The 25,818-nt window shown below is 71.3% G+C and carries 25 protein-coding genes, 1 tRNA gene and 1 riboswitch; of the genes, 9 read left to right on the forward strand and 17 right to left on the reverse strand.

All coding sequences use genetic code 11. The annotated features are described in order from the left end of the window. Positions 1 to 28: 28 nt before the first annotated feature. The 4 genes from serS to ACGFIM_RS17600 all read right to left on the reverse strand — a co-directional run bounded on the left by serS (position 29) and on the right by ACGFIM_RS17600 (position 4,119). The gene (gene serS / locus ACGFIM_RS17585) at positions 29 to 1,291 is read right to left on the reverse strand and encodes a serine--tRNA ligase (RefSeq protein ID WP_393201280.1); all 1,263 of its coding nucleotides are present in this window, start codon (positions 1,289 to 1,291) and stop codon (positions 29 to 31) included. 181 nt (positions 1,292 to 1,472) lie between these two features. Further along, a complete protein-coding gene (gene pheA / locus ACGFIM_RS17590; RefSeq protein ID WP_393201283.1) occupies positions 1,473 to 2,393 on the reverse strand; it encodes a prephenate dehydratase in 921 nt (306 codons plus the stop codon). A 75-nt stretch (positions 2,394 to 2,468) separates the two neighbouring features. Next, a complete protein-coding gene (locus ACGFIM_RS17595; RefSeq protein WP_393201286.1) occupies positions 2,469 to 2,891 on the reverse strand; it encodes a DUF4446 family protein in 423 nt (140 codons plus the stop codon). Positions 2,892 to 2,913: 22 nt separating this feature from the next. Beyond that, positions 2,914 to 4,119, reverse strand: coding sequence for a glycosyltransferase 87 family protein (locus tag ACGFIM_RS17600; protein WP_393201289.1), 1,206 nt, complete (start codon positions 4,117 to 4,119; stop codon positions 2,914 to 2,916). Positions 4,120 to 4,244: 125 nt separating this feature from the next. Between ACGFIM_RS17600 and ACGFIM_RS17605 the strand changes: the two genes are divergently transcribed. Then, on the forward strand, positions 4,245 to 6,779 hold the full coding sequence (locus tag ACGFIM_RS17605) for a hypothetical protein (RefSeq protein WP_393201292.1): 2,535 nt from the start codon (positions 4,245 to 4,247) through the stop codon (positions 6,777 to 6,779). On the opposite strand, the gene mptB is transcribed toward ACGFIM_RS17605, so the two are convergent. From mptB to ACGFIM_RS17625, 4 genes are all read right to left on the reverse strand, one after another. Next, positions 6,682 to 8,367 carry a polyprenol phosphomannose-dependent alpha 1,6 mannosyltransferase MptB gene (gene mptB, locus ACGFIM_RS17610; RefSeq protein WP_393201295.1) on the reverse strand — a complete coding sequence of 562 codons (1,686 nt, stop codon included), beginning with the start codon at positions 8,365 to 8,367 and terminating at the stop codon, positions 6,682 to 6,684. The genes ACGFIM_RS17605 and mptB overlap by 98 nt on opposite strands. A 212-nt stretch (positions 8,368 to 8,579) precedes the next feature. Next, positions 8,580 to 9,122, reverse strand: coding sequence for a DinB family protein (locus tag ACGFIM_RS17615; RefSeq protein WP_393201298.1), 543 nt, complete (start codon positions 9,120 to 9,122; stop codon positions 8,580 to 8,582). A gap of 39 nt (positions 9,123 to 9,161) precedes the next feature. Beyond that, positions 9,162 to 9,890: a glycosyltransferase family 2 protein gene (locus ACGFIM_RS17620; protein WP_393201301.1), complete on the reverse strand. Its 729-nt coding sequence runs from the start codon at positions 9,888 to 9,890 to the stop codon at positions 9,162 to 9,164. 46 nt (positions 9,891 to 9,936) lie between these two features. Further along, complete coding sequence (locus ACGFIM_RS17625; protein WP_345393493.1) at positions 9,937 to 10,284, reverse strand: STAS domain-containing protein; 348 nt, start codon at positions 10,282 to 10,284, stop codon at positions 9,937 to 9,939. Between the two features lie 187 nt (positions 10,285 to 10,471). On the opposite strand from ACGFIM_RS17625, the gene ACGFIM_RS17630 reads away from it, so the two are divergent. Beyond that, positions 10,472 to 10,861, forward strand: a complete 390-nt coding sequence (locus ACGFIM_RS17630; RefSeq protein ID WP_393201305.1) for a hypothetical protein — start codon at positions 10,472 to 10,474, stop codon at positions 10,859 to 10,861. Between the two features lie 18 nt (positions 10,862 to 10,879). Here the strand turns inward: ACGFIM_RS17630 and ACGFIM_RS17635 are convergent, their stop codons facing one another. Together ACGFIM_RS17635 and ACGFIM_RS17640 are read right to left on the reverse strand one after the other, a co-directional pair. After that, positions 10,880 to 11,977, reverse strand: a complete 1,098-nt coding sequence (locus ACGFIM_RS17635; protein ID WP_393201308.1) for a sensor histidine kinase — start codon at positions 11,975 to 11,977, stop codon at positions 10,880 to 10,882. A 79-nt stretch (positions 11,978 to 12,056) separates the two neighbouring features. Beyond that, positions 12,057 to 12,752 (reverse strand): response regulator transcription factor, encoded by a 696-nt coding sequence (locus tag ACGFIM_RS17640; RefSeq protein WP_393201311.1) that lies wholly within the window; start codon positions 12,750 to 12,752, stop codon positions 12,057 to 12,059. A 94-nt stretch (positions 12,753 to 12,846) separates the two neighbouring features. Between ACGFIM_RS17640 and ACGFIM_RS17645 the strand changes: the two genes are divergently transcribed. The 3 genes from ACGFIM_RS17645 to ACGFIM_RS17655 all read left to right on the forward strand — a co-directional run bounded on the left by ACGFIM_RS17645 (position 12,847) and on the right by ACGFIM_RS17655 (position 14,180). Further along, on the forward strand, positions 12,847 to 13,020 hold the full coding sequence (locus ACGFIM_RS17645) for a hypothetical protein (RefSeq protein ID WP_393201315.1): 174 nt from the start codon (positions 12,847 to 12,849) through the stop codon (positions 13,018 to 13,020). Next, a complete protein-coding gene (locus ACGFIM_RS17650; protein ID WP_393201318.1) occupies positions 13,020 to 13,217 on the forward strand; it encodes a DUF6412 domain-containing protein in 198 nt (65 codons plus the stop codon). Before ACGFIM_RS17645 ends, ACGFIM_RS17650 begins: the two co-directional genes overlap by 1 nt. Before the next feature lie 321 nt (positions 13,218 to 13,538). Further along, a complete protein-coding gene (locus ACGFIM_RS17655) occupies positions 13,539 to 14,180 on the forward strand; it encodes a YidC/Oxa1 family membrane protein insertase (RefSeq protein WP_393201321.1) in 642 nt (213 codons plus the stop codon). Here ACGFIM_RS17655 and ACGFIM_RS17660 read toward each other — a convergent pair. Both ACGFIM_RS17660 and ACGFIM_RS17665 read right to left on the reverse strand, forming a co-directional pair. Then, the gene (locus tag ACGFIM_RS17660) at positions 14,164 to 14,595 is read right to left on the reverse strand and encodes an ATP-binding protein (RefSeq protein WP_393201324.1); all 432 of its coding nucleotides are present in this window, start codon (positions 14,593 to 14,595) and stop codon (positions 14,164 to 14,166) included. The genes ACGFIM_RS17655 and ACGFIM_RS17660 overlap by 17 nt on opposite strands. 142 nt (positions 14,596 to 14,737) lie before the next feature. Further along, complete coding sequence (locus ACGFIM_RS17665) at positions 14,738 to 16,606, reverse strand: PAS domain S-box protein (protein WP_393201327.1); 1,869 nt, start codon at positions 16,604 to 16,606, stop codon at positions 14,738 to 14,740. Between the two features lie 95 nt (positions 16,607 to 16,701). Here ACGFIM_RS17665 and ACGFIM_RS17670 point away from each other — a divergent pair, with 95 nt between their 5' ends. After that, a complete protein-coding gene (locus tag ACGFIM_RS17670; RefSeq protein ID WP_393201330.1) occupies positions 16,702 to 17,271 on the forward strand; it encodes a methylated-DNA--[protein]-cysteine S-methyltransferase in 570 nt (189 codons plus the stop codon). Here the strand turns inward: ACGFIM_RS17670 and ACGFIM_RS17675 are convergent. From ACGFIM_RS17675 to ACGFIM_RS17685, 3 genes are all read right to left on the reverse strand, one after another. Beyond that, on the reverse strand, positions 17,240 to 18,577 hold the full coding sequence (locus tag ACGFIM_RS17675) for a purine-cytosine permease family protein (RefSeq protein ID WP_393201333.1): 1,338 nt from the start codon (positions 18,575 to 18,577) through the stop codon (positions 17,240 to 17,242). The genes ACGFIM_RS17670 and ACGFIM_RS17675 overlap by 32 nt on opposite strands. After that, a riboswitch (TPP riboswitch) is annotated at positions 18,567 to 18,683 on the reverse strand. (Overlaps the previous gene by 11 nt.) Before the next feature lie 53 nt (positions 18,684 to 18,736). Beyond that, a complete protein-coding gene (locus tag ACGFIM_RS17680) occupies positions 18,737 to 19,060 on the reverse strand; it encodes a rhodanese-like domain-containing protein (protein WP_393201336.1) in 324 nt (107 codons plus the stop codon). 43 nt (positions 19,061 to 19,103) lie between these two features. Beyond that, entirely contained in the window at positions 19,104 to 19,982 is an 879-nt protein-coding gene (locus ACGFIM_RS17685; RefSeq protein WP_393201339.1) for an Fpg/Nei family DNA glycosylase, read from the reverse strand. Positions 19,983 to 20,049: 67 nt separating this feature from the next. Between ACGFIM_RS17685 and ACGFIM_RS17690 the strand changes: the two genes are divergently transcribed. After that, positions 20,050 to 20,670, forward strand: coding sequence for a GPP34 family phosphoprotein (locus ACGFIM_RS17690; RefSeq protein WP_393201342.1), 621 nt, complete (start codon positions 20,050 to 20,052; stop codon positions 20,668 to 20,670). 97 nt (positions 20,671 to 20,767) lie between these two features. Here the strand turns inward: ACGFIM_RS17690 and ACGFIM_RS17695 are convergent, their stop codons facing one another. Continuing rightward, positions 20,768 to 21,835 (reverse strand): LCP family protein, encoded by a 1,068-nt coding sequence (locus tag ACGFIM_RS17695; protein WP_393201345.1) that lies wholly within the window; start codon positions 21,833 to 21,835, stop codon positions 20,768 to 20,770. A 510-nt stretch (positions 21,836 to 22,345) separates the two neighbouring features. Here ACGFIM_RS17695 and ACGFIM_RS17700 point away from each other — a divergent pair. Next, positions 22,346 to 23,695, forward strand: coding sequence for a hemolysin family protein (locus ACGFIM_RS17700; RefSeq protein WP_393201348.1), 1,350 nt, complete (start codon positions 22,346 to 22,348; stop codon positions 23,693 to 23,695). Further along, entirely contained in the window at positions 23,695 to 24,714 is a 1,020-nt protein-coding gene (locus ACGFIM_RS17705; RefSeq protein WP_393201351.1) for a hemolysin family protein, read from the forward strand. Before ACGFIM_RS17700 ends, ACGFIM_RS17705 begins: the two co-directional genes overlap by 1 nt. An 852-nt stretch (positions 24,715 to 25,566) precedes the next feature. Here the strand turns inward: ACGFIM_RS17705 and ACGFIM_RS17710 are convergent. Further along, positions 25,567 to 25,649 (reverse strand) — tRNA-Leu (locus tag ACGFIM_RS17710). Between the last annotated feature and the right edge of the window lie 169 nt (positions 25,650 to 25,818).

The raw sequence follows: 25,818 nt of genomic DNA on the forward strand, positions 1-25,818 counted from the left end.
ACGGCGCGAGCCGCCCCAGGATGACGGCCTACTTGGGCGGCTCGAGGACGTCGAGCCCGACATACGGCCGCAGCGCCTTGGGCACCACCACCGAGCCGTCGGCCTGCTGGTGGTTCTCCAGGATGGCCACGATCCACCGGGTCGTGGCCAGCGTGCCGTTGAGTGTGGCGAGGTGCTTGGGCTTGCCGTCCTTGTCGCGGTAGCGGACGCCGAGCCTGCGCGCCTGGAACTCGGTGCAGTTGGACGTCGAGGTCAGCTCGCGGTAGCGGCCCTGGGTCGGGATCCAGGCCTCGCAGTCGAACTTCCGCGCCGCCGACATGCCGAGGTCGCCCGCGGCCGTGTCGATGATGCGGTACGGCACCTCGATCTTGGCCAGCATCTCCTTCTCCCACTCGAGCAGCCGCAGGTGCTCCTCGTGGGCGTCCTCGGGACGGACGTAGGAGAACATCTCGACCTTGTCGAACTGGTGCACCCGGATGATGCCCCTGGTGTCCTTGCCGTACGAGCCCGCCTCGCGCCGGAAGCAGGACGACCAGCCCGCGTAGCGCAGCGGCAGGGCGTCGGCGCTGAGGATCTCCTGGGCGTGGTAGCCGGCCAGCGACACCTCCGAGGTGCCGACGAGGTAGAGGTCGTCTTCGGGCAGCCGGTAGATCTCGCTGTCGTGGGCCACGGCGAAGCCCGTGCCCTGCATGGTCTCGGGCTTGACCAGCACCGGCGTGATCATCGGCGTGAAGCCGGCCTCGATCGCCTGCTGCATCGCCATGTTGAGCAGGCCGAGCTGCAGCCGCGCACCGACGCCCTTGAGGAAGTAGAACCGCGCGCCCGACACCTTGGCGCCGCGCTCGGTGTCGATGGCGTCGAGCGCCTCGCCCAGCGCCAGGTGGTCCTTCGGCTCGAAGTCGAACTGGCGGGGCTCGCCGTGTGTCTCCAGCACGACGTAGTCGTCCTCGCCGCCGGGCGGCGTGCCCTCCTCGACGAGGTTGGGGATCGTCCGCAGCAGCGCGTCGAGCTCGGCGCCCAGCTTCTCCGCCTCGGACTCGGCGGCCTTGACCTGGCTCGCGAGGTCTTTGGCCCGCTGGAGCAGCGCGGCCTTCTCCTCACCCTGCGCCTTGGAGACCGACTTGCCCATGCTCTTCTGCTCTGCGCGCAGAGACTCGAACGAGGTCAGCGCCGATCGGCGGCGCTCGTCGAGGTCGAGCAGCGTGTCGACGACCGAGTCGTCCTCACCGCGGGCACGCTGCGACGCCCGTAGCCGGTCAGGGTCCTCACGAAGGGTACGCAGGTCAATCACAAGGAAAGGCTACCGGCGTACGGCGCCTGACCGCCCCTGGATATCCACCGACGCTCAGGAAACCTTCGCCACGGCCCGGCCACCTGCCCGTTCACGCGGAAAACCCGCCGAGGCGCACGGCGAGCCGGACGCCCGGGCACGCTCGATGAGCGCCGAGGCAGACTCCCGCGACCGCGCGGCGTCAGATCTCGCCCGCGCGCACCTTCGCCAGCCACTCGGCCGCCTCGGTGAAGTCGGAGTCGGAGGTGCCGCGCTTGATCTGCGGCTTCAGCCCGTCGGCGCGCGGATAGCTGCCGAGGAAGCGCACCTCGCCGCAGATCCGGTGGAGGCCGGCGACGGCCTCACCGACCCGGGCGTCGGCGATGTGGCCCTCGAAGTCGAAGTGGAAGAAGTAGCGCCCGATGCCATCGCCCGTCGGCCGGGACTCGATGCGCGTGAGGTTGACCCCGCGTACGGAGAACTCGGTCAGCATCTCCAGCAGCGCGCCTGGATGATCGTCGGCGAGGAAGACGACCAGCGTGGTGCGGTCGGACCCGGTCGGCTCGGGCAGCGGCCCCGGCCGCGCGACCTTGACGAACCTGGTCACCGTGTCGGACCTGTCACCGATGTCGGAGGCCAGCTCGACCAGCCCGTAGTGCTCGCCGGCGATGCGCGCGGCGATGGCCGCGTCGTACGGCGACCCCGGCAGCGCCACCTCCTGCGCCGCCGCCGCCGTCGAAGGGGCGGACACCACGACCGCGTCGGGCAGCTCGCGGGCCACGAACGCGCGGCACTGCGTGATGGCCGCCGGGTGGGTGTAGACCCGCTTGATGTGGGGGATCTCGGTGCCCGGCCGCGCCAGCAGCGAGAACTGCACCGGCAGCAGCAGCTCGGCGTTGATCACCAGCGGCTCGCCCCATGCGAACTCGTCGAGCGTCGTGGTGATGGCACCTTCGATGGAGTTTTCCAGCGGGACCACGGCGCCGTCCGCCTCGCCGGAGCGTGCGGCGTTGAGCGCGGCGCTCACGTTGGCGCAGGGCAGGCGTTCGGCCGTGGGGTCGAGGAGCCGCAGGGCCTCTTCGGTGAAGGTGCCTTCCGGCCCGAGATAGGCGAGCTTGGGCATGCGTCCAGGGTAGCCCCAGGTGAAGGCGTCCGCGGCCGTTTCGCCCGGCGGAGAATCCGCAGGTCGGGGCCCTGTCTACGGGGTTTCGGACACCGGAGCGGCCACCAGGGGCCCCAGGCCGAGCCGAGCCGCGCGCACCGCCTCTTCCTCCTCGGGCGACAGCGGCTCCTGCCCCTTGCCGCCGACCACGGGCCGCACGTACGTGCGGGTCTCGCTGCGCCCGTTGATGGACGTCAGCACGATCCCGTCGCCCAGCCCGTTGATCATCGCCACCGAGAACGACAGGCGCCCCGACATCTCCGACAGCGCGTCGTACCGGCACACGGCGACGTCCCTGATGGCCTTGAGATCGCCCCGGCCCGCGCCGAGCTGCTGCCTTGCGAGCATCCGCCGGCACTCCTCGGCCGTGGCCCTGGCCTGCCGCAGCGCCGCATAGCCGGCCAGCACCCCGCTGACCCCGGCCGCGACGCCCACGATCACCCAGATGGTAACGAGCACGCCACGAAGAGTAACGGCAAAGTCAAGCGGGCCGCCGCCGTTTCGGCAGCCAACGCACGAGCAGCCACACCAGTGCCAGCGCGCCGAGCCCGAACCCGTTCTGCACGATCTTCCCCAGGACGAGGCTCACGCCCGGGATCTCCGCCGCCTTGAGCGACACCCCCCACCACGGCACCGGCACCACGTAGTACAGCCACACGCCGGCCGCCACGCGCAGCCGGACCGGGTCGGTCCCGTCGCCCGCGATCGCGGCGAGCACCACGACCACCCACGCCAGGTGGTGGATCCAGGCCACGGGCGACAGCAGCACCGCCATCAGCCCGACCAGCGCGACCGCGGTCATGTGATCGCCCGCCCGGTACGCGTCGCGCGCGCCGCGGAACCCGTACCAGCCGACCGCCGCCACGATCAGCACCCACAGCACCGAGGTCAGCGCGTCCGGCCAGTAGAGCCGGATCAGCATGCCGCGGATCGACTGGTTGGTGGTGGCCGCGTTCGCGCCGAGGCGCTCGGGGTCGAGCAGCGCCCCGAACCAGAAGTCCACCGCGTCCTGCGGGATCACCGCGAACGGCAGCAGCGTCAGCAGCGCCGCCGTGAAGCAGGCCATGAAGAACGTCCGCCACTGCTTGGTGATCAGCAGGTAGATGAGGAAGACGCCCGGCGTCAGCTTCACCGCCGTCGCGAGCCCGATCAGGAACCCGCGGGGCCACCACGGCCGCCGCGCCACGCAGTCGGCGACGCACAGCGCGACCAGCAGGATGTCCACCTGCCCGAACCTGACCTGGTCCCGGATCGGCATCACGTACGTGCACAGCACCATGAGCAGCGCGAACACCCACGGCGCGTACTTGCGCAGCGTCTCCCGGGTCAGCAGCGGCCGGAACGCGAACCCCACGGTCACGCCCAGCGCCACGAAGATCCCGGCCGTCCACACCCACTGCGCGGTCTCCCATGACATGGCGGCCAGCGCCACCGCCAGCATCGCCGCGACCGGCGGGTAGGTGAACGGCAGCAGTTGCGGGGCCGGGGTGACGTAGTCGTAGACCGGCTTGCCGTCGAGCAGCATCTGCCCGCCGGTGCGGTAAACGTCCAGGTCGACCAGGCGCTGGTCGTCGGGGTTGGTGAGCCACTCGTACACCAGCGGCGCCGCGGCCGCCGCGACGAGCAGGGCCGCGACCGCCCACGCCCACCACTGCCGCCGTCTCACCCGTACCTCGCCACTTGTCACGGTGTGGCACGTTACCGTGGCTGTTGTTTGATCGAGGGCAGACTACTGGGGGTCCGTACATGCCGAACGCCACGCCGTGCCCGGATCGGCGCGGGAAGCGGCTGAGCGCGCGTGTCCGCCACCTCATGGCCCTGCTGGCCCTCACGCTCCCCTTGGCCCTCACCACGCCCGCCGCCGCGCAGCCGGCACGACCGGCGGCTTCGGCGGCCTCCCCCGGCACGCCGGCCACCGCCACCGGCAGCGTCACCGGCACGAGGGACGCGACCGCCCTGCGGGGACGAGTGGCCCTGATCGGCGTCCCCGGGCTGGAGTGGAGCGACATCGACCAGAGCCGGACCCCCAACCTCTGGCGCCTGGTGTCGGAAGGCTCGTCGGCGTCGCTCTCGACCCGCGCCGTGCCGCCTGCAGGCCGTGGCATCACCTGCCCCGTCGCCGGCTGGCTGACGATCTCGGCGGGCCGGCGAGCCGGTACGCCGGACGGGGGCTGCCCGGCCCCGCCCACCCCGCGGCGGAACGGCGAGGGCGCCGCGGTCCCCGGCTGGCAGGCCCTGGCCGCCTACCAGGCGGAGACCGGGTACGCCGCCCGCATCGGCACGCTGGGCCAGATCGTCGCGGACGGAGGCGGCAAGGTCGCCGCCATCGGGCCCGGCGCCGCGCTGGCCGCCGCCAACAAGTCCGGAAATATCGACAAATACGCCCCCACTCCTTCCGCCCTCGGCGACCCCGCCCCGTACAGCCTGATCGTCTTCGACGTCCCCGACCTCGCGGCCGCCTGGGCGAAACAGCCCCGCGACGAGCACGGCATCCCCACCGGCCTTCCCGCCGCCACCCGCAGGACCGCCGCCGCCGAGGCCGACCGGCGCATCGGCGACCTGCTCGCCCTGCTCCCGCCCGGCACCACGACCCTGCTGGCCGGCATCTCCGACATCACCCCGAACGCCCACCTCCACGTCGCCATCGCCACCGGCCCCTCCCCGGACGGCTCCACATACCGCCACGGCTTCCTCACCGCCACCTCCACCCGCCAGGACGCCCTCGTCACCATCGGCGACCTCACCGCGACCGCCATCCAGGCCCTCGGCCTGACCGCGCCCCGCGAGGTCGTCGGCCGCCCCTGGCAGCCCGGCGGCCCCGCTCCCGCGACCCCCGCCGACGTGGTGACCGAGCTGGCGGACGAGGACCTGGCCAGCCAGGTGCTCCGCGATGTCCGCGGCCCGTTCTTCACCGTCCTGGTGACCGCCCAGCTCCTCTTCTACGCGCTCGCCGCCCTGACCCTCCGCCGCCGCCGACTCCCCGCAACGCCCACCCCGGCGGTCGATCGGCCATCAGCCGGGGCAGAGCCGGCCCCCGCACCCGGCCATCCGGCGGAAGGCACCCCGACCGTCCCCGCGGAAGGCACCCCAGCCGTCCCCGCGGAAGGCACCCCGACCGTCCCCGCGGAAGGCACCCCAGCCGGACCGGCGCCGACCCACGACCACCCGTCAGAAGGCACCGCCGTGCCGCTCCCCACGGAACCGACCGGCACGGCCGAACCCACGATCACCCCCGGGCAGACCCCGCCCCTGACCGCCACCGGCGGCCAGGCGAGCACCTCGAAGGTCCTCAAGTCCGTCCAGATCGTGGCCGTGATCAGCGGAGCGATCGCCGTCTCGACGTTCCTCGCCCAGCTCATCCCCTGGTGGACGTTGCCGGTGCCCATGCTGTCGGTGATCGTCACGATCGTCGGGATCGCGGCGCTCATCACCGCCGCAGCGTTCGCGGGCCCCTGGCGCGCTCACGTGCTCGGCCCGCTGACCATCGTCTCCGCCGTCACCTCCGTCGCGCTCCTCCTCGACGTCATGACGGGCTCGACGCTCCAGGTGAACGCCGTGAGCGGCTACGAGCCCGTGACCGGCGGACGCTTCTACGGCTTCAGCAACATCGCCTTCGCCATCTACTCCACCGGCACCATCCTCGGCCTGGCCGGGATCGCCCACTGGCTGCTCGGCAGGAGGGTGCCGAGGACCGTGGTGGTGACGCTGTGCGCCGCGTACGGAGGGTTCGCGGTGTTCGCGGACGGGTGGCCCTCCTGGGGTGCGGACTTCGGCGGCGTGCCGGCGTTCGTGATCGGCCTGGCCGTCTTCCTGATCATGCTGTCAGGTAAGCGGGTGTCGCCGCTGCGGCTCCTGCTCGTGGGGCTGGCCGGGGCGGCGCTCGTCGGCGCCCTGTCCGTGATCGACTGGCTGCGCCCTGAGTCCCAGCGCACCCACCTCGGCACGTTCGTGCAGCAGATCATCGACGGTGAGGCGTGGACCGTCGTCGGCCGCAAGTTCGCCGCGATGGTCGGCGTGACCGTCGGCAACTGGTCGCTGACCCTCCTGTCGCTGGTGGCGCTGGCCTTCCTCTTCCTGGTGCTGGCCCGTCCTTCGCGCTGGGGCGTCGCGGCGCTCGGCCTCGCGTACCAGATGGCGCCGACGCTCAGAGCGGGCCTGTTCGGCGCCCTCGCGTGCGCGCTGATCGGCTTCCTCATGAACGACTCCGGCATCGCCATCCCCGCCATGGCCCTGACCGTCGCCGTGCCGCTCACGCTGGCCGCCTGCGTTCGCGCCCTGCAGCTCGCCACGCCCACACCACCAGCGCCACCGTCAGAGCCAGCAGCGCCCAGCCGATCTGCGGCCTGACCACCGTGCGCAGCCATTCGAGGTCTTCGGGCTGCCCTTCGACCCTGGCGGGCAGGTACGCCAGCGACAGCGCCAGCAGGTGCGCCACCACGAGCCCGTCCAGCGCGGACGCCCCCACGAGCACCAGCATCCCGAGCGCCAGCCCGTCGTACCAGGGCAGGATGTAGGGCGTCGCGAACAGGTACGCCACCACCAGCGCCATGGCCACGACCGGCGCCTCCAGCCCGTGGCCGTCCCGCGCGGAGGCGGGGTCGGGGCACCGGGCGAGCGGACCGCGGGCGCCGGTCCATCCCGTGCGTACCGCGAGCCGCAGCAGCGACCAGGCGATGAGCGCGAGCACCAGCAGCGACCCGACCTGGATGGGCCCCCGGTACGCGCTCCCCGTGCCGACGATGGCCTGCAGCCGGCCCTGCACGAGCTTCCAGAACGACGCGTGGGAGATCGCCTTGCTCGTACGGGTGATCGGCTCGAGGGCGTCGAGGCCGACGACGGCGTACCCGATGACCACCACCGCGACCGCACAGCCCGCCATGACCGCCAAACGGCCGGGGCGGCGGCGGAGCTCCCAGGCGGGGCCGAGCGCGACGAGCCCGGCGTTCACCTTGATCGCAACGCCGAGCCCGAGCAGGACCCCGGAGCCTGCGAGGCGGCCCCTCGCCAGCAGGGCGGCGACCATGCAGGCGATGGCGAGGGTGTCGACGTGCATGCCGGCGACGAGGTGGTAGAGCAGCAGCGGGTTGGCCGTCCACAGCAGCGCCGCCCGCAGCCGCCTGCGGGGGTCGTGCCGGGTGAAGCGGTCGATGAGCAGCCCCGTCGCGATGAACGCCGCCGCGTTGAACAGCGCCAGGACGAACATCGTCAGCCGGACCGAGTCGCCGCCTATCCAGCTCGCCACCGCTTGCAGGGCCGTGGCGACCGGCCCGTAGACGCTCGGCTCCTCCCGCCAGGGCTCCTCGACGGCGTCGGCGACGGGGTCGCCGGGGAGGTCCGTAGCGCCGTGGGTGTACGGGTTGAGGCCCAGCGTGACCATGCGGCCGTAGGCGGCGTAGTTGAGGTGGTCACCGGAGCCGGACGGCGGCAGGAACGCCAGCACCGCCGCCGCCACGCACCCGATGAGCACGAGGGTCTTCGGGCTCGGGAACGCGCCCGGCGGCCGGCGCGACCCCTTGGACGGATGCTCGGGGATCGGGGCTGACGGCTGCCCGGAGACCGGAGGGCCGTACGAGGTGTCGCCCGCGGACGGCCGCCCGGAGACCGGAGGGCCGTGCGAGGTGTCGCCCGCGGACGGCCGCCCGGAGACCGGAGGGCCGTGCGAAGTGTCGCCCGCGGACAGTGCCGGCAGGGCCGCCAGGAGGCCCAGGCCGCCCAGCAGCAGGGCGGCCACCGCCAGGATGATGACCAGGTGCGGCTCAGGCGCCGACTCGAGGGAGTACGGCGGCTGCCAGGCCGGGCCTGGGAGCGCGGGGACCATCGCCGACGGGCCGAGGAGCCCGATGGTGATGGTCAGCAGGATCGAGGCGGCGATCGCCGCCATGGCCGGCCCGGCCGACCGGCCTCGCCCCTGCCCGCGCCGCGCTTGCGAAGTCACCGGGAAATTCCAGCACACCCGCGACACGGCCCCCGCCCGCCCTGCTCCGTCTGTGGATGACACTCATGGGAACCCCCACCCTGTGGACAACCGGCCCCGGTACGGGACTACGAGCCGGCCGACAAGGTCCGGCGACGCGCCGCTCACCGGCGCGATCGAGGCGTCCCCGGGCACGAGCGGCGTGGAACACGGGCGGCCGGATCCGCGGGAGGCTACTCGCCCGTCAGCCCGTCCACGGACTCCCGGATGAGGTCCGCGTGCCCGTTGTGCCGGGCGTACTCCTCGATCATGTGCACCAGGATCCATCGCAGGGTCGGTGTCCGCCCGTCCGGCCACTTGCGCCGGGCGGGCTGGTCGAGCCCGCCGCCGCCGGCCAGCGCCTCGTCCAGGAGCTTCCGGGAGCGCGCGACGGCGTCCTCCCACAGGCCGCGAAGCTCCTCAGGGGAGTCGGAGGCGGCCGAGCGCCAGTCCCAGTCCACGTCGGCCTTCCAGTCGACCGTGGTCCACAGCGGCTGGCCCTCGCGGTCGTGCAGCATGCGGGCGAACCAGTGGTCCTCCACGTACGCCAGATGCTTGAGCATCCCCCCGAGCGTCATCGCCGACGCTCCCACGGTGGCGTTCAGGCCTGCGGAGCCGAGGCCACTGCACTTCCAGGCCAGGGTCGCGCGGTGGAACTCGAGGTAGCCCACGAGCATGCTGAGCTCGTCGCCGGCAAGGGGAGGTTCGGGACGGCCCTGCTCATCGGTGACGGTCATGGCCGGCAAGTGTAGGGGTGACGCCTGGTAGACCGCATTTCAGCGCTTGGGACGAAGTTTGTCCAGATTTTGCACGATCACCGGCTCCCTCACCGCGAGTGCCCGCGCGACGTCGCGGAGCTGGCGTGCCCGGTGGAGCTGGGAGCGCCAGTCGGTGCCGGTGGCGCGGTGGGCCATGTCGACCTCGACCTCCTTGACGCGGAACCCCTTGCGCAGCAGGTCGATCGTCAGCGCCGTCTCCACCCCGAATCCGTGCGCCAGCGGGCGCGCCGCCTCGAAGGCCGCCCTGGTCAGGCAGCGCTGGCCGTTGAGCGGCTGGGTGGCGTCGAACCCGGTGGCGCGGCGGATGCCCTCCTTGGACAGGCGGACCACTAACCCGTGGCCGCCGAGCTTCACCCTGGTGGTGAAGACGGCGATGGTCATGTCGGCCTCGCCCGCGCGTACGGGCTCGATGAGAGGCGCGGCGGCCTGGGCGGTGTCGCCGAGGTCCGCGTCGAGGAACAGCAGGTGGCGGGGGGAGCCCTCCTCGTCGAGGAGGCGTACGGCCTCGGCCCCCGTCTCCATGGCGGCGGCCTTGCCGCGGTTGCGGCTGTGCCTGACGACCCGCGCGCCGGCCGCGCGCGCGATCCTGCCGGTCTGGTCGCGCGAGCCGTCGTCGACGACCACGACGAGATCGACGCCGGGCAGGGCCGCGGCGGCCTTGACGGTGGCGGCGATGCGGTCCGCCTCGTCGGCGGCCGGGATGATGACCGCCGTGTCACCGCTCATCGAGCCGCACCTCCTTCGCACGCGGCGCAGCCGCGATCGCGTTCTCTCATGATCCCTCGGTGATGAGGAACTCCTGCGGCACCTCTTCGTGCACGGTGAACACCGAGTCGAGCCCGGTGACCTGCAGAATCTTCCGTACGGCGGGACGCGGCGCGGCGACCTCGAGCGTCCCTCCCTGCTCTTTCATCCGCTTGAGCGCCGAGAGCAGGACGTTCATCCCCGTGGAGTCGCAGAAATCCACGGCGGACATGTCGATGACCACCCGGCTAGGCCCTTCCTGCAGCAGCCGCGTGAACTCGGACTGCAGGTGGGGCGCCGTGTAGAGGTCGATTTCCCCGGTGACCGCGACGAGCGCGCACCCGGCATGTGATCGAGTCGAGACCTTGAGCTCCACATGGGCAGGCTAGCGGCGCTGAGGCTTCCGGTCACGTTGTCACGCCGATAGGGCGAGCACAGGTTTTTGTCCTCCGTTTGGGCTCCATGAAAACGGAGAGTACGCGAAGCTTGACAGCGTGACACCGGAACCGCCACCGCTTCACGGAGAGGGAGGGGCTGGGGCAGGAGCGACGAGCCCCGGATCGATGAACGCCGACGAACCCGAAGATCCTCAGCGTCAGGGCCTCCGCGAACGCCTGGAGACCATCCTCATCACCACAGAGAAGGCGACCTCATGGCACAAGGAAGCAGGGCACCTGCGCGGCCTGGTGAACCATGAGGGCTACGTCCCCATCCGCGCCCGCCTCGCGGTCGAGGACCTGGAGTTCCTGGCCGGGGCGCGTACGGAGCTGCTCAGGTTCGCGGAGCTCGGGCTGAGGCTGCTCGACCTGCATCAGCCGCGCGACGCGGGCGGCATCACGAGCGACGCCGCGCATCCGATCCTGCGGTGCAGGAGCTGCATGTGGCGCTGGCCTTGCCCGACATTTCGGGCGATGTCGGAGTCGTTCGGCCGCGACCTCACCGACGGCTCCTGACGTCGGATGTCCTGCGGCTCAGCCGACCAGGGGGAGGCGTATCTCGAAGCGGCAGCCTGGTCCGTCGTTGACCACGCCGATCTCCCCGTCGTGCGCCTCCACGATCCCCTGCGCGATGGCCAGCCCGAGCCCGGCGCCGCCGTCGGCGGTGGGCGTGCGCGCGGCCTCCCCCCTGAACGCCACTTCGAACACCCGCGGCAGGTCCTCCTCGGGGATCCCGCCGCAGCAGTCGCTGACCGACAGGCAGGCCATCCCCGACTCGACCGCCGCCCGCAGCACCACGGGGCGGTCGGACGGGGTGTGCCTGATGGCGTTGACCACGAGGTTGCGCAGGGCGCGCCCCAGGGCTCCGGCGTCGGCCTCCACGGGCACGGCCGCGGCGGCCTCGGCGGTGAGCACCACCCCCTTGGCCCTGGCCAGCGGCTCGGCCACGGCGAGCGTGTCGGCGACCAGGTCGGCGAGGCCGATGCGCGAGCGCGACAGCCGCAGCGCCCCGGCGTGGATGCGCGACAGCTCGAACAGGTCGTCCACCATCGCCGACAGCCGCTCCACCTCCGCCTTGATCTGCCGGTGGTAGCGCCTGGTCGTCTCGGGGTCGGTGACCACGCCGTCCTCAAGGGCCTCGGCCATGGCGCGCATGCCGGCCAGCGGCGTGCGCAGGTCGTGGCTCACCCACGCCACCAGCTCCCGCCGCGCCCCTTCCAGCGCCTGTTCCCGCGCGTAGGCCTCCTCCAGCGTGTTGGCGATCGTCTGCAGCTCGGCGGGCAGCCCGCGCGGCGCGGCGAAGGGCAGGTCGCGTACGGCCGCCACCAGCCGCCTGCTCTCCTGGACCACCCGCCGGGCCAGCACGAACGCCACCCCGAGCCCCACGAGCCCGCCCACGGCCACCACGCTGAGCACGAAGTCCTTGGTGGGCCCCTCGATGATCATCATGTTGATGATCGCCACCACGCCCGCCAGTGTGGCCGCCACCGCGACCACCACGACGACGGCCATCATCACGCCGATCGACCGGGTGCGCAGCCGCCACATCAGCCAGACGCCCGCCAGCGCGATGAGCAGCCCCAGCCCGGCCGTGACCGCGATGACCACGGGCAGATCGCCAGGATGAGGCATCAGAGGCTCTCCAGGGGCTCATGGCCGGGCATCGCGGGCTCGGCGCCTCTCCGGGGCATCAAGGGGCCGCGGCCGGACATCACGGGCTCTCCAAGGGCTCGTAGCGGTAGCCGACCCCCCACACCGTGACGATCCTGCGCGGTTCCGTCGGGTCGGGCTCGATCTTCTCCCGCAGCCGCCGTACGTGGACGGTCACGGTGGACGAGTCGCCGAACGACCACCCCCACACCTGGTTGAGCAGCGCCGCCCGGCTGAAGGCCTGCCGCGGGTTGCGCATGAGGTAGGCGAGCAGGTCGAACTCGCGGGCGGTGAGCAGCACCTCCTCGCCGCGCAGCCGTACCTCGTGGGCTCCGACGTCCACCACCAGGTCGCCGTCGCGCAGCACGCCGGTGCCGCCGGTGACGGAGGCGCCGCGCGCCCGCCGCAGCACGGACTGCACGCGCAGCGCCAGCTCGCGGGGGCTGAACGGCTTGGTGACGTAGTCGTCGGCGCCGGTCTCCAGCCCGACGACCCGGTCGATCTCCTCGCCGAGCGCGGTCAGCATGATCACGGGGACCGGCCAGCGTTCCCTGAGCCGCCGGCACACCTGGAGACCGTCGATCTTGGGCAGCATGAGGTCGAGGACCATGAGGTCGGGCGGGTTGGCGAGCGCCCTGCGCAGCGCTTCCGCGCCGTCGCCGACGCACTCCACCTCGTGACCGTCGCGCTCCAGATAGCGCGCCACGACCTCGGACACCGTGGGATCGTCGTCCACCACCAGGATGCGCGTGTTCACGCCTTCACGGTAAGGCCACCCTGCCGGAAACAGTGGGGTACGTCATGGCTTCGTAAGGGTCGCGGATCATGCCCCGAGGACGTACCGTTACTGCATGGGTAAAGTCGTGATGCTCGTTCTGGGCACCCTGCTCGGGCTCTTCGTGCTGTTCACCTTCATCCTGCCGATGCTGGTGGGCCTGATCAAGCTCGCGCTGATCGTCGGGGTGATCGCCCTCATCGTGTTCGTCGCCGTCACCGTCGTCGGCAAGACCTCCCGCTCAGCCTGATGCAGCTGCTGTTCGACCCGTGGCTGGTCGGGATCACCATGGTGGTGATCCTGCTGCTGGCCACGTGGGCGGCCGCGCTGCTGTCCGCCCTGCACGGGGAGCCGCTGAGCTTCCCCCTCTCCTACGCGCGCCGCACGGCCTTCCAGCGGCTGCGCGATCCCGACGCGGCCGGGCGGCCGCGTCCCCGCGCCCCTTAGGCGCGCCCCGCGTCCCGGCGTGCGCACGTCGGGCGGGGCTCTCGGCGCTTGCAAGCGCTCCTGGGCGCTTCCGCGCTTCTCGGCTTCTCGGCTTCTCGGCGCTTCTCCGCGCCACTCGCCGCGCTTCCGCGCTTTCCGCGCTTCTCGCGATCCGCGAGCCCCGTCGAGCGGGGCTTGCTCGGCATGACGAGCGAGCCCGTCGTCATCACCCCGCTGCAACGGGTCCCCTTCGCCGATGGGAAACCCGCCGAACGGCATCCCTTCCGCCGCGAGGAGACCCGTCCAACGGGGATCACCTTCGCTCAAAAGGATTCAGGGCTCATGATCGACTCTCTTGTCACGTTCGTCATCGACGTCTCAGGCGGCAGCGCCGCGCTCGGCATCGTGCTGTTCACCCTGGCCGTACGCCTGCTGCTGCTGCCGCTCAACGTCCGCCAGGCCCGTACGGCGAGGATCCGCGAACGCCTCGCGCCCAAGCTCCGCGAGCTGCGCGAGCGCCACGGGCGCGACCCTGAGCGCCTGGCCAAGGAGATGACCGCCCTCTACGCCAAGGAGGGCTCGTCGCCGTACGCCGGGATCCTGCCGTCGCTCGCCCAGGTGCCGTTCCTGTGGCTGATGTACCGGGTGGCCACGCATCCGACGGCGCTCGCCGGGCACACCCTGTTCGGGGCTCCGCTCGGGGAGCAGCTCGCCGGCGTCGTCGCCCATTTCGGTCTGGCCAGCGCACCGTTTTTGGTCTTCGTATCGGTCATCGCGCTGGTCATCGCGGTGGCGTGGCTCTCCGCCCGCCAGATCAAGGTCGCGGAGGAGCAGCCGGAGCCGATGAAGAAGATCATGCCGCTGCTGCCGTACGGTTCGGTGCTGGCCGCGCTCGTGCTGCCGCTGGCCGCCGGGCTCTACCTGCTCGTCTCCGCGGCATGGGCGACGGGCGAGCGCGCGGTGCTGGCTAGCCGGCCTCTCTGAGCGCCGCGACCTGCTCGTTCACCTTCTCACTCGGCGCGGGCAGTATCGCCCACACGGTCGTGGTGTCGCCGTCGTGCCTGACCCCCCAGCTCTCGGCGACGTACTCCACGATGCCGAGCCCTCGTCCCCCGAGCGAGGACAGCGTCGGCCGGCCCGCTCGGGGCTCGGTGGCCGCGCCGCCGTCGCTGACCGCCACCTCGATGTGATCGTCGCTGCGCAGCCATGCCACCCGCACCATGCCGGACGGCAGCGGGTGCGCGTGCCGCAGCGCGTTGCTCAGCAGTTCGCTCACCACGAGCACGGCATCGTCGATGGCCGAGGTGAAGACCCCACTGTCCTGCAGATCAGTGCTCAGACGCTGGCGGGCGACGGCAACGCTGGACGGCGCGTACGGCAGCAGCACCACGCTTGACACACCCACCTCCCCGTTCCCTGTGCCCCCCGCGGGAACACTCCCCGGTACGACCGAAATGCCCCGTTACTCGATCCCAGAAACCGCATCTCGATCACAGCTTGTACACATTGGAAGATAGATCAGCGCAACCGTGACCACCTCGTTACCGCATCGGTGTGTCGGATCCGATAGAGGAAGAGCTCCGCAGAACCAGCCGCATTCTGGTGCCCCCTCCCGGTCTCGGATGCGCGCTCACGTCTCCGCCCTGTGCACGTGCGAGGCTGCGGACGATGTAGAGACCGAGCCCCACTCCACCAAACCGTCTCCGGTCGCCGCTGTCCACCTGGACGAAGCGCTCAAAGATACGTTCGCGGTCAGACGGGGCGATCCCCACCCCCTCGTCGTCCACGACGACGACCACCTTGTCGTCCTCCGGCCAGGCCGCCACGCTGATCAGCCCGCCCTTCGGCGAGTACTTGAACGCGTTCTCCAGCAGCTGCCCGAGCAGGATGTCCGTGGCCAGCGCGTCGCCCAGCACGCGCGGCAGCCCTTCGGGTACGTGCACCTCGACCCGGTGCCGGTCGGACAGCTCGGGCAGCCCCAGCGTGGCCGCCACGATGCGCTCGCGCAGGTCGAACTCCTCGATGCGGACCTTCAGCTCGTCCGCCCCCGCCCGCGCGCCGAGCAGCAGGTGGTCCATGAGCACGCCCAGCGACTTCGCGCGCTCGGCGATCGTGTGCACGGCCGAGCGGCGGGCCTGGTCGGTCATGGCGTCCCAGCGCGAGTCGAGCGTGCTGGCGAAGCCCCGCACGATGGTGATCGGGGTGCGCAGCTCGTGGCTGGTCGTGGCGAGGAACAGGTCCTTGGCCTCCTCCAGCTCCTTGGCGGCGGTCACGTCGCGGAAGTCGACGACCACCTCGCCGGTCTCCTCGATCCGCGCGCTCACCACGTCGAGCCAGCGGCCGTTGCCGAGCTGGAAGGTGCCCTTCTCGCCGGCCTTGGGCAGCGGGAACGGCGGCGGACCGCCGATGACGGACTCCGCGGGCAGCGCTGTCAGCTCGGCGGCGGCCGGATTCCAGCGCACCACGTTGCCCTCCTGGTCGAGCACGGCGATGCCGTCGGCGCTCGCGTCGAACACGGCCTGCTCGTGCGCCCGCTGCCGCACCGCCTCCTGGTAGGCGACCGCGTTGCCGACCGCGATGCCGGCGTGCCCGGCCAGCAGCTCCAGCAGCTCCAGCTCCAGGTGTCCCGGGTTGCGGCGGGCGAACAGGGCGTACAGGGCGCCGTACGGCCGCCCGCCCACGGCCGCGAGCCCCAGGGCGATCGTGTGCAGCCCCTTCAGCCGCGCCCACACCAGGTCGTCGAGCCCTTCGGACTGCAGCAGCACGGTCTTGCCGGTGCGTAAGAGCTTGTCCACCAGGCTCGTGCGCAGGTCGGTGGTGATGCCCCTGATCGCCTCGGGCAGCTGGTACGTGCTGACCAGCCGCAGCCTGTCGCCCTCGATGAGGACGAACCCGCCCGCGTCCGCCCCGGTCAGCTCGGTCAGGCTGGCCGAGATGCGGTCGAGCACGGCGGGCAGCTCCAGCTCGGAGTTGATGTCGCCCACGACGTCGGTGAGCCGGGCGACCAGGCGGGCCCTGCGCGCCATGCGGTGCTCGGCCATCTCGTCGGCCCTGGCGGGGTGGTAGGCGCACACGTAGCCGGCCACGGCGCTGCCCAGGCGCAGGGCGCTGATGTCCACCCGCAGATCGAGCACCCGGCCGTCGGCGTGCAGGCGCTTGGTGCGCAGCGACACGGGCTCTCCCGTGCGCACGCGCTCGAGGACCGCGTTGTGCTCGGCGGTCAGCTCCTCGGGCACGATCGGCGCGCGGCGTCCGAGCAGCTCGTCGGCGCTATAGCCGAACATGCGCTCGGCGGCGGCGTTCCACACCAGCACGCTCTGGTCGCGGTCGAGCGCCACGATGGCGTTGGGCGAGCTGGCGAGCGCCGCACGAGCGATCTCATCGTCACTACCGGCCCATTCGTCCCCCACTACTCCATAGTGCACGTGGCGCGGTGGGTGCGTCGGGCGATCCGTCCGATACGCTGCGGTCACGGTGATTCCCGGCAGGTGGGAGGGTGAGGGGTATGTCGAGCAACGATCTCGATGCCCTGTTGCGAGTGACCTCCAGCACCTATCGGGGTGAGACCCCACCCGACATCGCGTTCGGCACCTACGACGGCGCGGTGGGCAGGCTGGTGCTGGCGGTGACCGCCAAGGGCATCGTGGCGTGCAGCTATGAGGCGGAGAACGACGTGTTCGAGCGGGTCACACGCCATCTGGGCCGGTTCATCGGACCCGACTCGCGGCGGCTCGACCCGGTGCGCAGGGAGCTCGACGCGTACTTCTCCGGGCGGCTGCGCGCGTTCGCCACGCCGGTGGACCTGACCCTGGCCACGCCGTTCGCGCGTACGGTGCTGCAGAAGACCATGGCGGTCCCCTACGGCACCACCACGACGATCGAGCGGATCGGAGAGAGCATCGGCAGGCCGCGCGCGCTGCGAGCGATCGGCAACGCGCTGGCCTCCAACCCGGTCTGCGTCATCGTGCCCTGCCACCGGGTGGTGCGCGAGGACGGCGAGCTCGGCGACTACCCGGGCGGCGCGGCCGCCAAGCAGCATCTGCTCAACGTCGAGCGGCGCGCGATCGCTGGATGAGCCCGATGAGCAGCGTGACCAGGGCGGCCACCAAGGCGCCGCCCAGCGCGCCGTTCATCCACGGCTCCCGTACGAAGCCGAGCGCGTCGCGCACGCCGGCCCACCAGCCGTCCCACGCGGCGAAGGTCGGCGTCGAGGTGGTCAGCCAGTACGCGGCGAAGCCCAGCGCCCACGGCACCAGCATCGACCAGCGCGAGGGTGCGTCCTCGGCGGTGTTCCAGCCCTCGCCGCGGCGCAGCACGAAGTAGTCGACCGCGAGCACCGCGAACATCGGCACGAACACGGCGCCGATCACGCCGAGGAACACGCCGTAGGAGTTCACGTCCGCGAACAGGGCGATCACGATCGTGACCACGCCGATGGCGGTCGACAGGATGCGCCGGTCCACCCGCGGCATGAGGTTCTGCAGCGACATCGTGGTGGAGTAGACGTTGGCGAACGACTGGTCGGTCTCGCGCAGCACGAGGATGCCGAAGAACAGCGCGCCGAGCGGCACCGCGACGAACGGGTTGAACACCGTCGTCTGGTCGGCGAGCACGCCGTCGGCGCCCGCCAGCGCCACCGCGTACACGCCCAGCCCCAGGCAGGCCACCTGGGCCAGCGTGTAGCCGCCGACCACGCCGGTGAACGCGGCCTTGCCCGAGCGCGAGTGCCGGGCGAAGTCGGCCGCCATCGGCACCCACGACACCGACAGCGCGATCACGTAGTCCACGGCGGCGGGGAAGGCCGTCCAGCTCCCGCCCTCGGGCGAGGGGGCCTCGCGCAGGAAGAACACCGTGAACCAGACCATCGCCACGATCACGCCGACCGTGACGTAGCGGCGCAGCAGCCGGATCGAGCCGAGCGGCCAGATGGTCAGCGCCGCCGTCAGCACGCCCGCCACGATCACCCACACCTGGTACGGCACCGCGGGGAAGATCGCGCCCGCGCCCTTGGCGATCACCCACAGCTCGAAGGCGCCCCAGCCGATCATCTGGATGATGTTCAGCACCGTGGGCACGTACGAGATCCGCGCGCCGAACAACCCGCGCAGCAGCACCATCGCGGGCTTGCCCGTGTGCGTGCCGGGGATGGCGGACAGGCCCACCATGGCGGTGCCGATGAGGCTGCCGACCACGGTGGCGATCAGCGCCGCGGCCAGCGTCAGCGGGGCGTCGCCCAGCGGGTCGAGCAGCAGCAGCGCTCCGGAGAAGCCGAGCAGGCTGACACCGAGGTTGGCCCAGAGCGCGCCCTGATCGAGCACGCCCAGGGTCTTGGGGGCCTCTCCGTCAAGAGTCAGAGGTACTTCTTCGACGCCGTGCGACATCGCACACTCCCTACGCCGGCATTACCCGGACAGGTTCAGGCGGTCGGCAGCGGATGGTTGTGCTGCCCTCTCAGCCCGGCGACCCCGAGCTCCCGCGACGATCTGTAGTTTGCGCCCCAATAATGCCTCAATGGCGTCTAAGTCGCCATAGTGGGGGACTTATGCCACAAAAGGCTCCTGGCCCGTTTCGCTGACCATCGGCCGCCGCGCCGCCTCCCACGACTGCATGCCGCCGCCGACGTTGACCGCATCGCGCCCGAGCTGGTTGAGCCAGGCCGCGACCTGCAGGGAACGGCCGCCCACCCGGCACACGACGTAGATCGTGCGGTCGTCGGGAACCTCGTCCACGCGCCCCTGGATCTGGGTCATCGGGATGTGAACGGCCTGCGGCGCGTGGCCCGCCAGCCATTCCTCCTGCTCGCGGACGTCGAGCAGGTAAGCGTCTGCGGGTACGGCACTGGCCTCGATCTCAGGAACGGTCATGACTCCATCATGGCCTGCGCGCGGCGGTGCACCGGCCGCCCGGCTACTTCAGCAGGCGGGACAGGCGGCGGTCGGCCAGCGGCTTGCCACCGGTCTGGCAGGTCGGGCAGTACTGCAGCGAGGAGTCGGCGAACGACACCTCCCTGATCGTGTCGCCGCACACGTCGCAGGGCTGCCCCGTACGGTTGTGCACCCGTAGCCCCGACTTCTTCTCCGCCTTGAGATCCTTGGCGGCCAGCCCGCGGGCCCGCTCGACCGCGTCGCGCAGCGTGGTCACGATGGCCTCGTGCAGGTCGGCGATCTGCGCGTCGGTCAGCGTCGCGGCGATCTTGAACGGCGACATCTTGGCCGCGTGCAACACCTCGTCGGAGTAGGCGTTGCCGATGCCGGCGATCACCTTCTGGTCGCGCAGCAGGCCCTTGATCTGGGTGCGCTTGCCGCCGACGATGCGCTTGAGCGCCTCGACCGTGAACGACTCGGCGAGCGGGTCGGGGCCGAGAGCGGCGATGCCCGGCACATCGTCCGGATTTTTTGTGACATAGACGGCAAGACGCTTCTGCGTCCCCGCCTCCGTCAGCTCGAACCCCGGCGCCAGGCCCTCCTCGTCGGGCGCCAGCCGCACGCGTACGGCCAGCGGCCCCTTGCCGGGCCGCACCGGCTTCGCGCCCGACAGGTCGTCGCGCCAGCGCAGCCACCCCGCCCGCGCCAGGTGGACGACCAGGTGCAGCCCGTCGCAGTCGAGATCGAGGAACTTGCCGTGCCTGGCCACGCCGGTCACCGTCAGCCCGTTGAGCGCGGTGACCGGCGGGTCGAACGTCTTGAGCGCCTGAACGGCCACCACGTCGACCCCGGCGATCGCGCGGCCCACGGCCCGCTCGCGCAGAAAGCCGGTGAGCGACTCGACCTCGGGAAGTTCGGGCATGCCCCCAGCGTACGTCCCGCTTGCACCCGGCCGGGGAACCCCAAATCACGCCGTTAGGGTCGAAGGCATGACCGTGACGATCGCCGAAGAACTTCTCCTCCTGGCGCTCAGCGAGCACCAGGGCAGGTTCCTCATCAGCACGGCCCAGCTCGACCTGGCGCTGGGCGGCGGCGTCCTGGCCGAGCTGGCGCTGGCCGGCCGCATCGCCAAGGTCGGCAGGCGGCTGGCGGTCGCCGCGCCCCAGCCGCTCGGCGACGCGGAGCTGGACGCCGCGCTATCGCTGATCGCGCGGGACAGGCCGCGCACCCCCGAGTGGTGGGTGCGCAAGCTGAAGTCGGACGACCTGCGCGGCCGCCTGCTCGCCCGCCTGGCGCGGGCCGGCGTCCTGGCCATGGAGCGCACGAAGGCGCTCGGGATCTTCCCCGTCACCCGCTGGCCGGAGCTGAATCCCGCGGTCGAGGCCGAGGTCAGGAGCCGGGCGGCGGCCGTGCTCGCGGGCGCCGCACCCGACGCCCGCACGACCGCGCTGATCGCGCTGGCCAAGGCGGCCGGCCTGGACCGCAAGGCGTTTCCCGGCTCGAGCAGGTCACGGGTCAAGGAGCTCGCCAGGGGCCACTGGGTGGCCGACGCGGTGGCCCGCGCCATCGGCTCCGACAACGTCGCGGTGATGACGACCACCATAACGTGACCCCCGTGACCTGAGCCCCGGTGACCCGGGAGGGATCGGTCACGGCCGACGACGCCCTTCGACACCGACCAGCCCGACCCGACCCGCCCCCTCAGCATCAGTTGCGGTCGACGACGTCCTTCGGCACCGGCCGGCCCTCCTTGATCGCGTTGAACATGGCGAGGGCCTTCGGCCGGTCCCACTTCACCGCCGCGCCGCTCGGCACGGTCTCGTTGCCGCCGAACGGCACCACCGTGGTCACCGGGCTGTCGCCCATGGCCAGCCCGAGCGAGAGCATGTCGAAGGCGCCCGTGCCGGCGTCGACCTCGACCGCGTCGGTGGCGCTCGCCGCCAGCGGGACCGCGGTGAACGGGTTGAGCAGCACCCCGGGGCTCGCCGCCTTCTTCACGACCGCGCCGAGGAACTGCCGCTGCCGCTTGGTGCGCTCGTAGTCGGGCAACGCGCCGCCCTTGCGGGTGCGCACGTAGCCGAGCGCCTGCGCGCCGTTGAGCGTCTGCACGCCCTTCTTCAGCTTGAGCCCGGCCTTGGGGTCGTCGACGGCGGCCCGCACGTTGATCTCGACCCCGCCGACGGCGTCGACGATGTCGACGAACCCGGCGAAGCCGATCTCCATGTAGTGGTCGATGTGCACGCCGGTGGCGTTCTCGATGGTGCGCACCAGCAGCTTGGGCCCGCCGAAGGCGTAGGCCGCGTTGAGCTTGTCGCGACCCCTGCCGGGGATGGTGACGGCGGAGTCGCGCGGCAGGCTGATCAGCGTGGGCGGGTCGTCGGTCTCGGGGATGTGCAGCAGCATCATCGAGTCCGTACGCTGCCCCGCGGCCCGCCCGGTCTTCAGCTTCTTGCGCTGGGCGGCGGTCAGCCCCTTGCGGCTGTCGGAGCCGACGAGCAGCCAGTTGGTGCCCGGCGTGTCGGCGGGCCGTCCCTCGTAGTCGTCCAGCACCCCCTCGATGCCCGTCAACCGCGAGTCGATCCAGAAGTACATCCCGATGCCGGCGATCAACAGCACCACGAGCAGGCCGGCGATGATCCCCAAAACGGTCTTGCCGGAGAACCGCGGGCGCGGCACCAGCCCCCAGGGCCGCCGCTCACCGGAACCGGAACGCGACCCGAGCGGCCTGATCGGGCTCCTGCCCGACCGCTCACGCCCGTAGATCCGCGAGGACACCCGGCGCGGCTCGTTCTCGGCGGGACCTGGCGGCACGGGGGCGGAAAGCTTCTGTGTGGGCGCTGCCTGCGCCCCTCCGGGCGGAACATGCCCTCTGGGCGGAACGTGCCCTCCAGGCGGGGTCGGCCCACCAGGCGGAGTAGGCCCTGCGGGCGGTATCCGGTGCGCCGGCGCGCCCCCAGAACGCAGACGGCCGTCACCGGGCCGTGGTGGCAGCGGGCGGCCGTCGCCTGGCGAGCGCATGGCCCGCGTCCGGTCGTCCTCAGACACTTCGCCTCTTCCCTTCACTTGTCATCAACGCTACGTCCAACCCCGGCAGTCAAGACGTTCCGCCAAGGATTTCCTACGGAAAAGTACGCGGAGCCAGCGGAGAGTCACTGCGGAAACATAGATGCCATCGGGATCGTTACGGTTGTGGACGACCCCTATCGAAAGGAAGATCGTGTCCGACTCGGACCCGTGCAGTCCCCGCCCGTGCTCGGGCACGGGTTCATCTGAGGACTCACCACGGTGAGCGCCTATCTGGGGCTGCTGGCCCTGCTGCTTCTGACCGCGGCGACCGGCTACTTCGTCGCCCAGGAATTCGCTTTCGTCGCCGCCGACCGCAGCCTGCTGCGCGAGCAGGCCGCCGCGGGCGACACCTCCGCCGAAAAGGCACTCCAGGTCACCTCCCGGCTCTCCTTCATGCTCTCGGGCGCCCAGCTCGGCATCACGGTGACGGCCCTGCTGGTGGGCTTCCTCGCCGAGCCGGCGATCGCCGAACTCGTCCGCCCCTGGCTGAGCGGCCTCGGCCTGCCCGACGCCGCGATCACCGGGGTCTCCGTGGCGACCGGCGTGTTCGTGGCCACGGTCGTGCAGATGGTGTTCGGCGAGCTGGCGCCCAAGAACCTCGGCATCGCCAGGCCGGAGCCGGTCGCCAAGTTCCTGGCCCGCTCGACGCTCGCGTACCTCGCGGTCGTCGGCCCGGTGGTCAGGCTGTTCGACTCGGCCGCCACGGGCCTGCTGAGGCGCATCGGCATCGAGCCCGTCGAGGAGGTGGAGCACGGCGCGACCCCCGAGGAGCTGTCACGCATCATCGCGGAGTCGACCCAGGCGGGCGAGCTGCCCGCCCGGCTCTCCGACCTCCTGGAGCGGGCCCTGGAGTTCGGCGACCGCATCGCCGAGGAGATCATGGTGCCGCGCCCCCGCGTGGTGGTGCTGCGCGCCTCACAGCCCATCTCGGACCTGCTGGACGTCATGCGCGACGGCGGGCACTCCCGCTACCCGGTGGTGACCGACGACGGCGATGTGGCGGGCGTGACGGGCGTGCGCGAGCTGCTGACCGCCGGCGTGGAGGACGGCACGATCGCCGCCATCACGCGCCCCGCGCTGCTGGTGCCCGACTCGCTGCCGCTGCCCGCCGTCCTCGACCGCATGCGCGCGGCGCGCGACGACATCGCCTGTGTCATCGACGAGTACGGCGGCCTGGCCGGCGTCATCACGATCGAGGACCTGGCCGAGGAGCTGGTGGGCGAGCTGGTGGACGAGAACGACCCCGAGCCGCAGGGCGCCGTCGAGCACCCGGGCGGCGTGTGGGAGGTCCCCGGCCGGCTGCGGCTCGACGAGGTGGAGCGGGCGACCGGATTCGCGCTGCCCGAGAGCGACGACTACGACACCCTGGCGGGCCTGGTGCTGGCGAGGCTGGGCCGGCTGCCCGACCCCGGCGACACGGTGACGGTGCCGGTGAGCCAGGACACCGACCCGTTCGCGGAGGAGACCGAGGAGCAGTTCGCCGAGCTGACGGTGATCTCGCTCAACCGCAGGGTGCCCGAGTGGGTGCGGCTGACCCCGCTCAGCAAGCACGCGGAGGCCGCGCACTGATGGGCCTCATCATCCTCAGCCTGGCCCTGCTGGCCTTCAACGCGCTCTTCGTGGCCGCGGAGTTCGCCTTCGTCTCCTCGCGCCGCCACCGGCTTGAGGAGATCGGCGCGAGCGGCAACCGCCTGGTCAGGATGGCGGCCCGCTCGGCGGCGGGCGGCAGCCGCAGGCTCTCGCTGATGCTCGCGGGCGCCCAGCTCGGCATCACGCTGTGCACGCTGGGCCTGGGCCAGGTGACCGAACCGGCGATCGAGCACTACCTGGAGCCGGTGTTCGCGGCCGTGGGCGTTCCCGAGGCGATGCGGATGCCGATCGCGCTGACGTTCTCGCTGACCCTGGTGACGTTCCTGCACATGGTGGTGGGCGAGATGGCGCCGAAGAGCTGGGCGCTGACCCACCCCGAGCGCGCGGCGCTGCTGCTGACGTTCCCGTTCCGGGCGTTCACCACGGTGATGCGCCCGCTGCTGTCGGCGCTCAACGCCCTGACCAACTTCACCCTCCACCTCTTCGGCGTCCAGCCGAGGGACGAGCTGGCGACGGCGCGGACCCCGCGCCAGCTGGCGATCCTGGTAGGCGAGTCGGGCCGCATGGGCCTGCTGGACAGGGCGGAACACGACCTGCTGACCAGAGCCCTCCGCCTGGGCGACGAGGGCATCGAGCACCTCATGGTGCCCCTGGAGAAGGTGGTCAAGGTCAAGGTGGACGCGACGGCGGCCGAGATCAAGAAGACGGCGGCGGGCAGCGCCCACCTGAGGCTCCTGGTGGAGGGCCCGAACGGCATAGAGGGCGCCCTGCACGTACGGGACGCCCTGCTGAACCCGGAGCGCAAGGCGGTGGACTTCCTCCGCAAGCTCCCGTCCCTGCCCTGCACGACCCAGGTCCCGGAGGCGGTGACCGTGCTGCAGGAGGAACGCTCCCATTTGGCCCTGGTCACGAACCAGGATCAGAAAGTCATCGGAATGGTGAGCCTGACGGACCTGGTGGGTGAACTTCTGGACACGAGGGCGACAAGTGTGACGTAGTTCACAAGAGTGGCAAAGGGTGCGGCTTGGGGCTTGCAAGTGCCTTGCAAGCCCCAAGCCGCATCGTGAAGAAGAAAAGAAGACGAGATTCCCCTTGCGCGGAGCGCGTCCTTTGGACAGGGTGAGCACAGCAAATCCGGAGGAAGCCAAGCACCAAGGTCACCAGACCCCAGACACACAAGCCCCGGGGCCCGGAGTTCAAGGCCTTCAGCGATCGGGATCCGCGAACACCAGCCCCACCTCGGTGACCAGCCTTCTCAGAACAGCGCCTTCTCAGAACCACAGCACGGCCGAGCATTCGGACACCGGCAAAGGCCCGCCGGCACCACGGCACCACCACCACGATCCGAACACCTGAGGCAAAGCCCGAAGATGCCAAACGTCGGGTCGGGACTCGTGGAGGGCTGGAACACGTCGGGCTGGAATCCGGGCACTGGAACGCGCCGGGCTGAGATCTGGGGGCTATAAGGCGTCAGGCTGAGGCCGGAGGCCGGAAGGCCTCGAGCGGGGATCTGGGGGCTGAAACGCGCCGGGCTGGAGTCAGGGGGCTGCAACACGTCGGATCGGAAGTCTGAAGGGGGTTGGAACGCGTCGAGTTGAAACTCTGGGGGCAGTCGAAGCTCTGGAGAGCCGAAGCGCTCTACTCGTGTTCGCGGGCGGATCTTCGGCCCGGGAACACAAACCCACAGAACCGAAGCACCCCCGTTCAGGAGGGGAAGCGCCCCCTCCGGGGGGCCAGGAGCGCCAGCGACCTGCCGGGGGTCCGGGGGTCATCCCCAGGACGGACACGACGAGGGGCCCCGAGGGAGCAAGCCGACCAAGGCTTGCGACCAGGGGCCCCCAGTCACCGAGTGGGCGAGGAGGGATTTGAACCCTCACGTCCTTTCGGACACACGGACCTGAACCGTGCGCGTCTGCCGTTCCGCCACCCGCCCTTGTGGGTGCGGAAAGAACAGTAGCACGGAACAGCCACTGGTACTGAACCCGGATACGATCGCATAAGACACGGGAGCGGAGGAGCTGGGCGCGGCCGCCCGACGAGCGCCTGTGACACCGTCACGTGGAACGAGCGGAGACCGGGCGCCGATGCGTCTACGGGGCCGC

The sequence above is a fragment of the Nonomuraea sp. NPDC049309 genome (assembly GCF_043196965.1).
Lineage (GTDB): Bacteria > Actinomycetota > Actinomycetes > Streptosporangiales > Streptosporangiaceae > Nonomuraea > Nonomuraea fastidiosa.

Bases quoted from the DNA above. Each gene is read 5' to 3' on its own strand.
- ACGFIM_RS17685 (WP_393201339.1), bottom strand. From the start codon at position 19,982: ATGCCCGAACTTCCCGAGGTCGAGTCGCTCACCGGCTTTCTGCGCGAG.
- ACGFIM_RS17620 (WP_393201301.1), bottom strand. From the start codon at position 9,890: ATGAGCGGTGACACGGCGGTCATCATCCCGGCCGCCGACGAGGCGGAC.
- ACGFIM_RS17650 (WP_393201318.1), top strand. From the start codon at position 13,020: ATGCAGCTGCTGTTCGACCCGTGGCTGGTCGGGATCACCATGGTGGTG.
- ACGFIM_RS17635 (WP_393201308.1), bottom strand. From the start codon at position 11,977: ATGCCTCATCCTGGCGATCTGCCCGTGGTCATCGCGGTCACGGCCGGG.
- ACGFIM_RS17615 (WP_393201298.1), bottom strand. From the start codon at position 9,122: ATGACCGTCACCGATGAGCAGGGCCGTCCCGAACCTCCCCTTGCCGGC.
- ACGFIM_RS17670 (WP_393201330.1), top strand. From the start codon at position 16,702: ATGTCGAGCAACGATCTCGATGCCCTGTTGCGAGTGACCTCCAGCACC.
- ACGFIM_RS17690 (WP_393201342.1), top strand. From the start codon at position 20,050: ATGACCGTGACGATCGCCGAAGAACTTCTCCTCCTGGCGCTCAGCGAG.
- ACGFIM_RS17680 (WP_393201336.1), bottom strand. From the start codon at position 19,060: ATGACCGTTCCTGAGATCGAGGCCAGTGCCGTACCCGCAGACGCTTAC.
- ACGFIM_RS17630 (WP_393201305.1), top strand. From the start codon at position 10,472: ATGAACGCCGACGAACCCGAAGATCCTCAGCGTCAGGGCCTCCGCGAA.
- ACGFIM_RS17705 (WP_393201351.1), top strand. From the start codon at position 23,695: ATGGGCCTCATCATCCTCAGCCTGGCCCTGCTGGCCTTCAACGCGCTC.
- pheA (WP_393201283.1), bottom strand. From the start codon at position 2,393: ATGCCCAAGCTCGCCTATCTCGGGCCGGAAGGCACCTTCACCGAAGAG.
- ACGFIM_RS17645 (WP_393201315.1), top strand. From the start codon at position 12,847: ATGGGTAAAGTCGTGATGCTCGTTCTGGGCACCCTGCTCGGGCTCTTC.
- ACGFIM_RS17605 (WP_393201292.1), top strand. From the start codon at position 4,245: ATGGCCCTGCTGGCCCTCACGCTCCCCTTGGCCCTCACCACGCCCGCC.
- ACGFIM_RS17675 (WP_393201333.1), bottom strand. From the start codon at position 18,577: ATGTCGCACGGCGTCGAAGAAGTACCTCTGACTCTTGACGGAGAGGCC.
- ACGFIM_RS17655 (WP_393201321.1), top strand. From the start codon at position 13,539: ATGATCGACTCTCTTGTCACGTTCGTCATCGACGTCTCAGGCGGCAGC.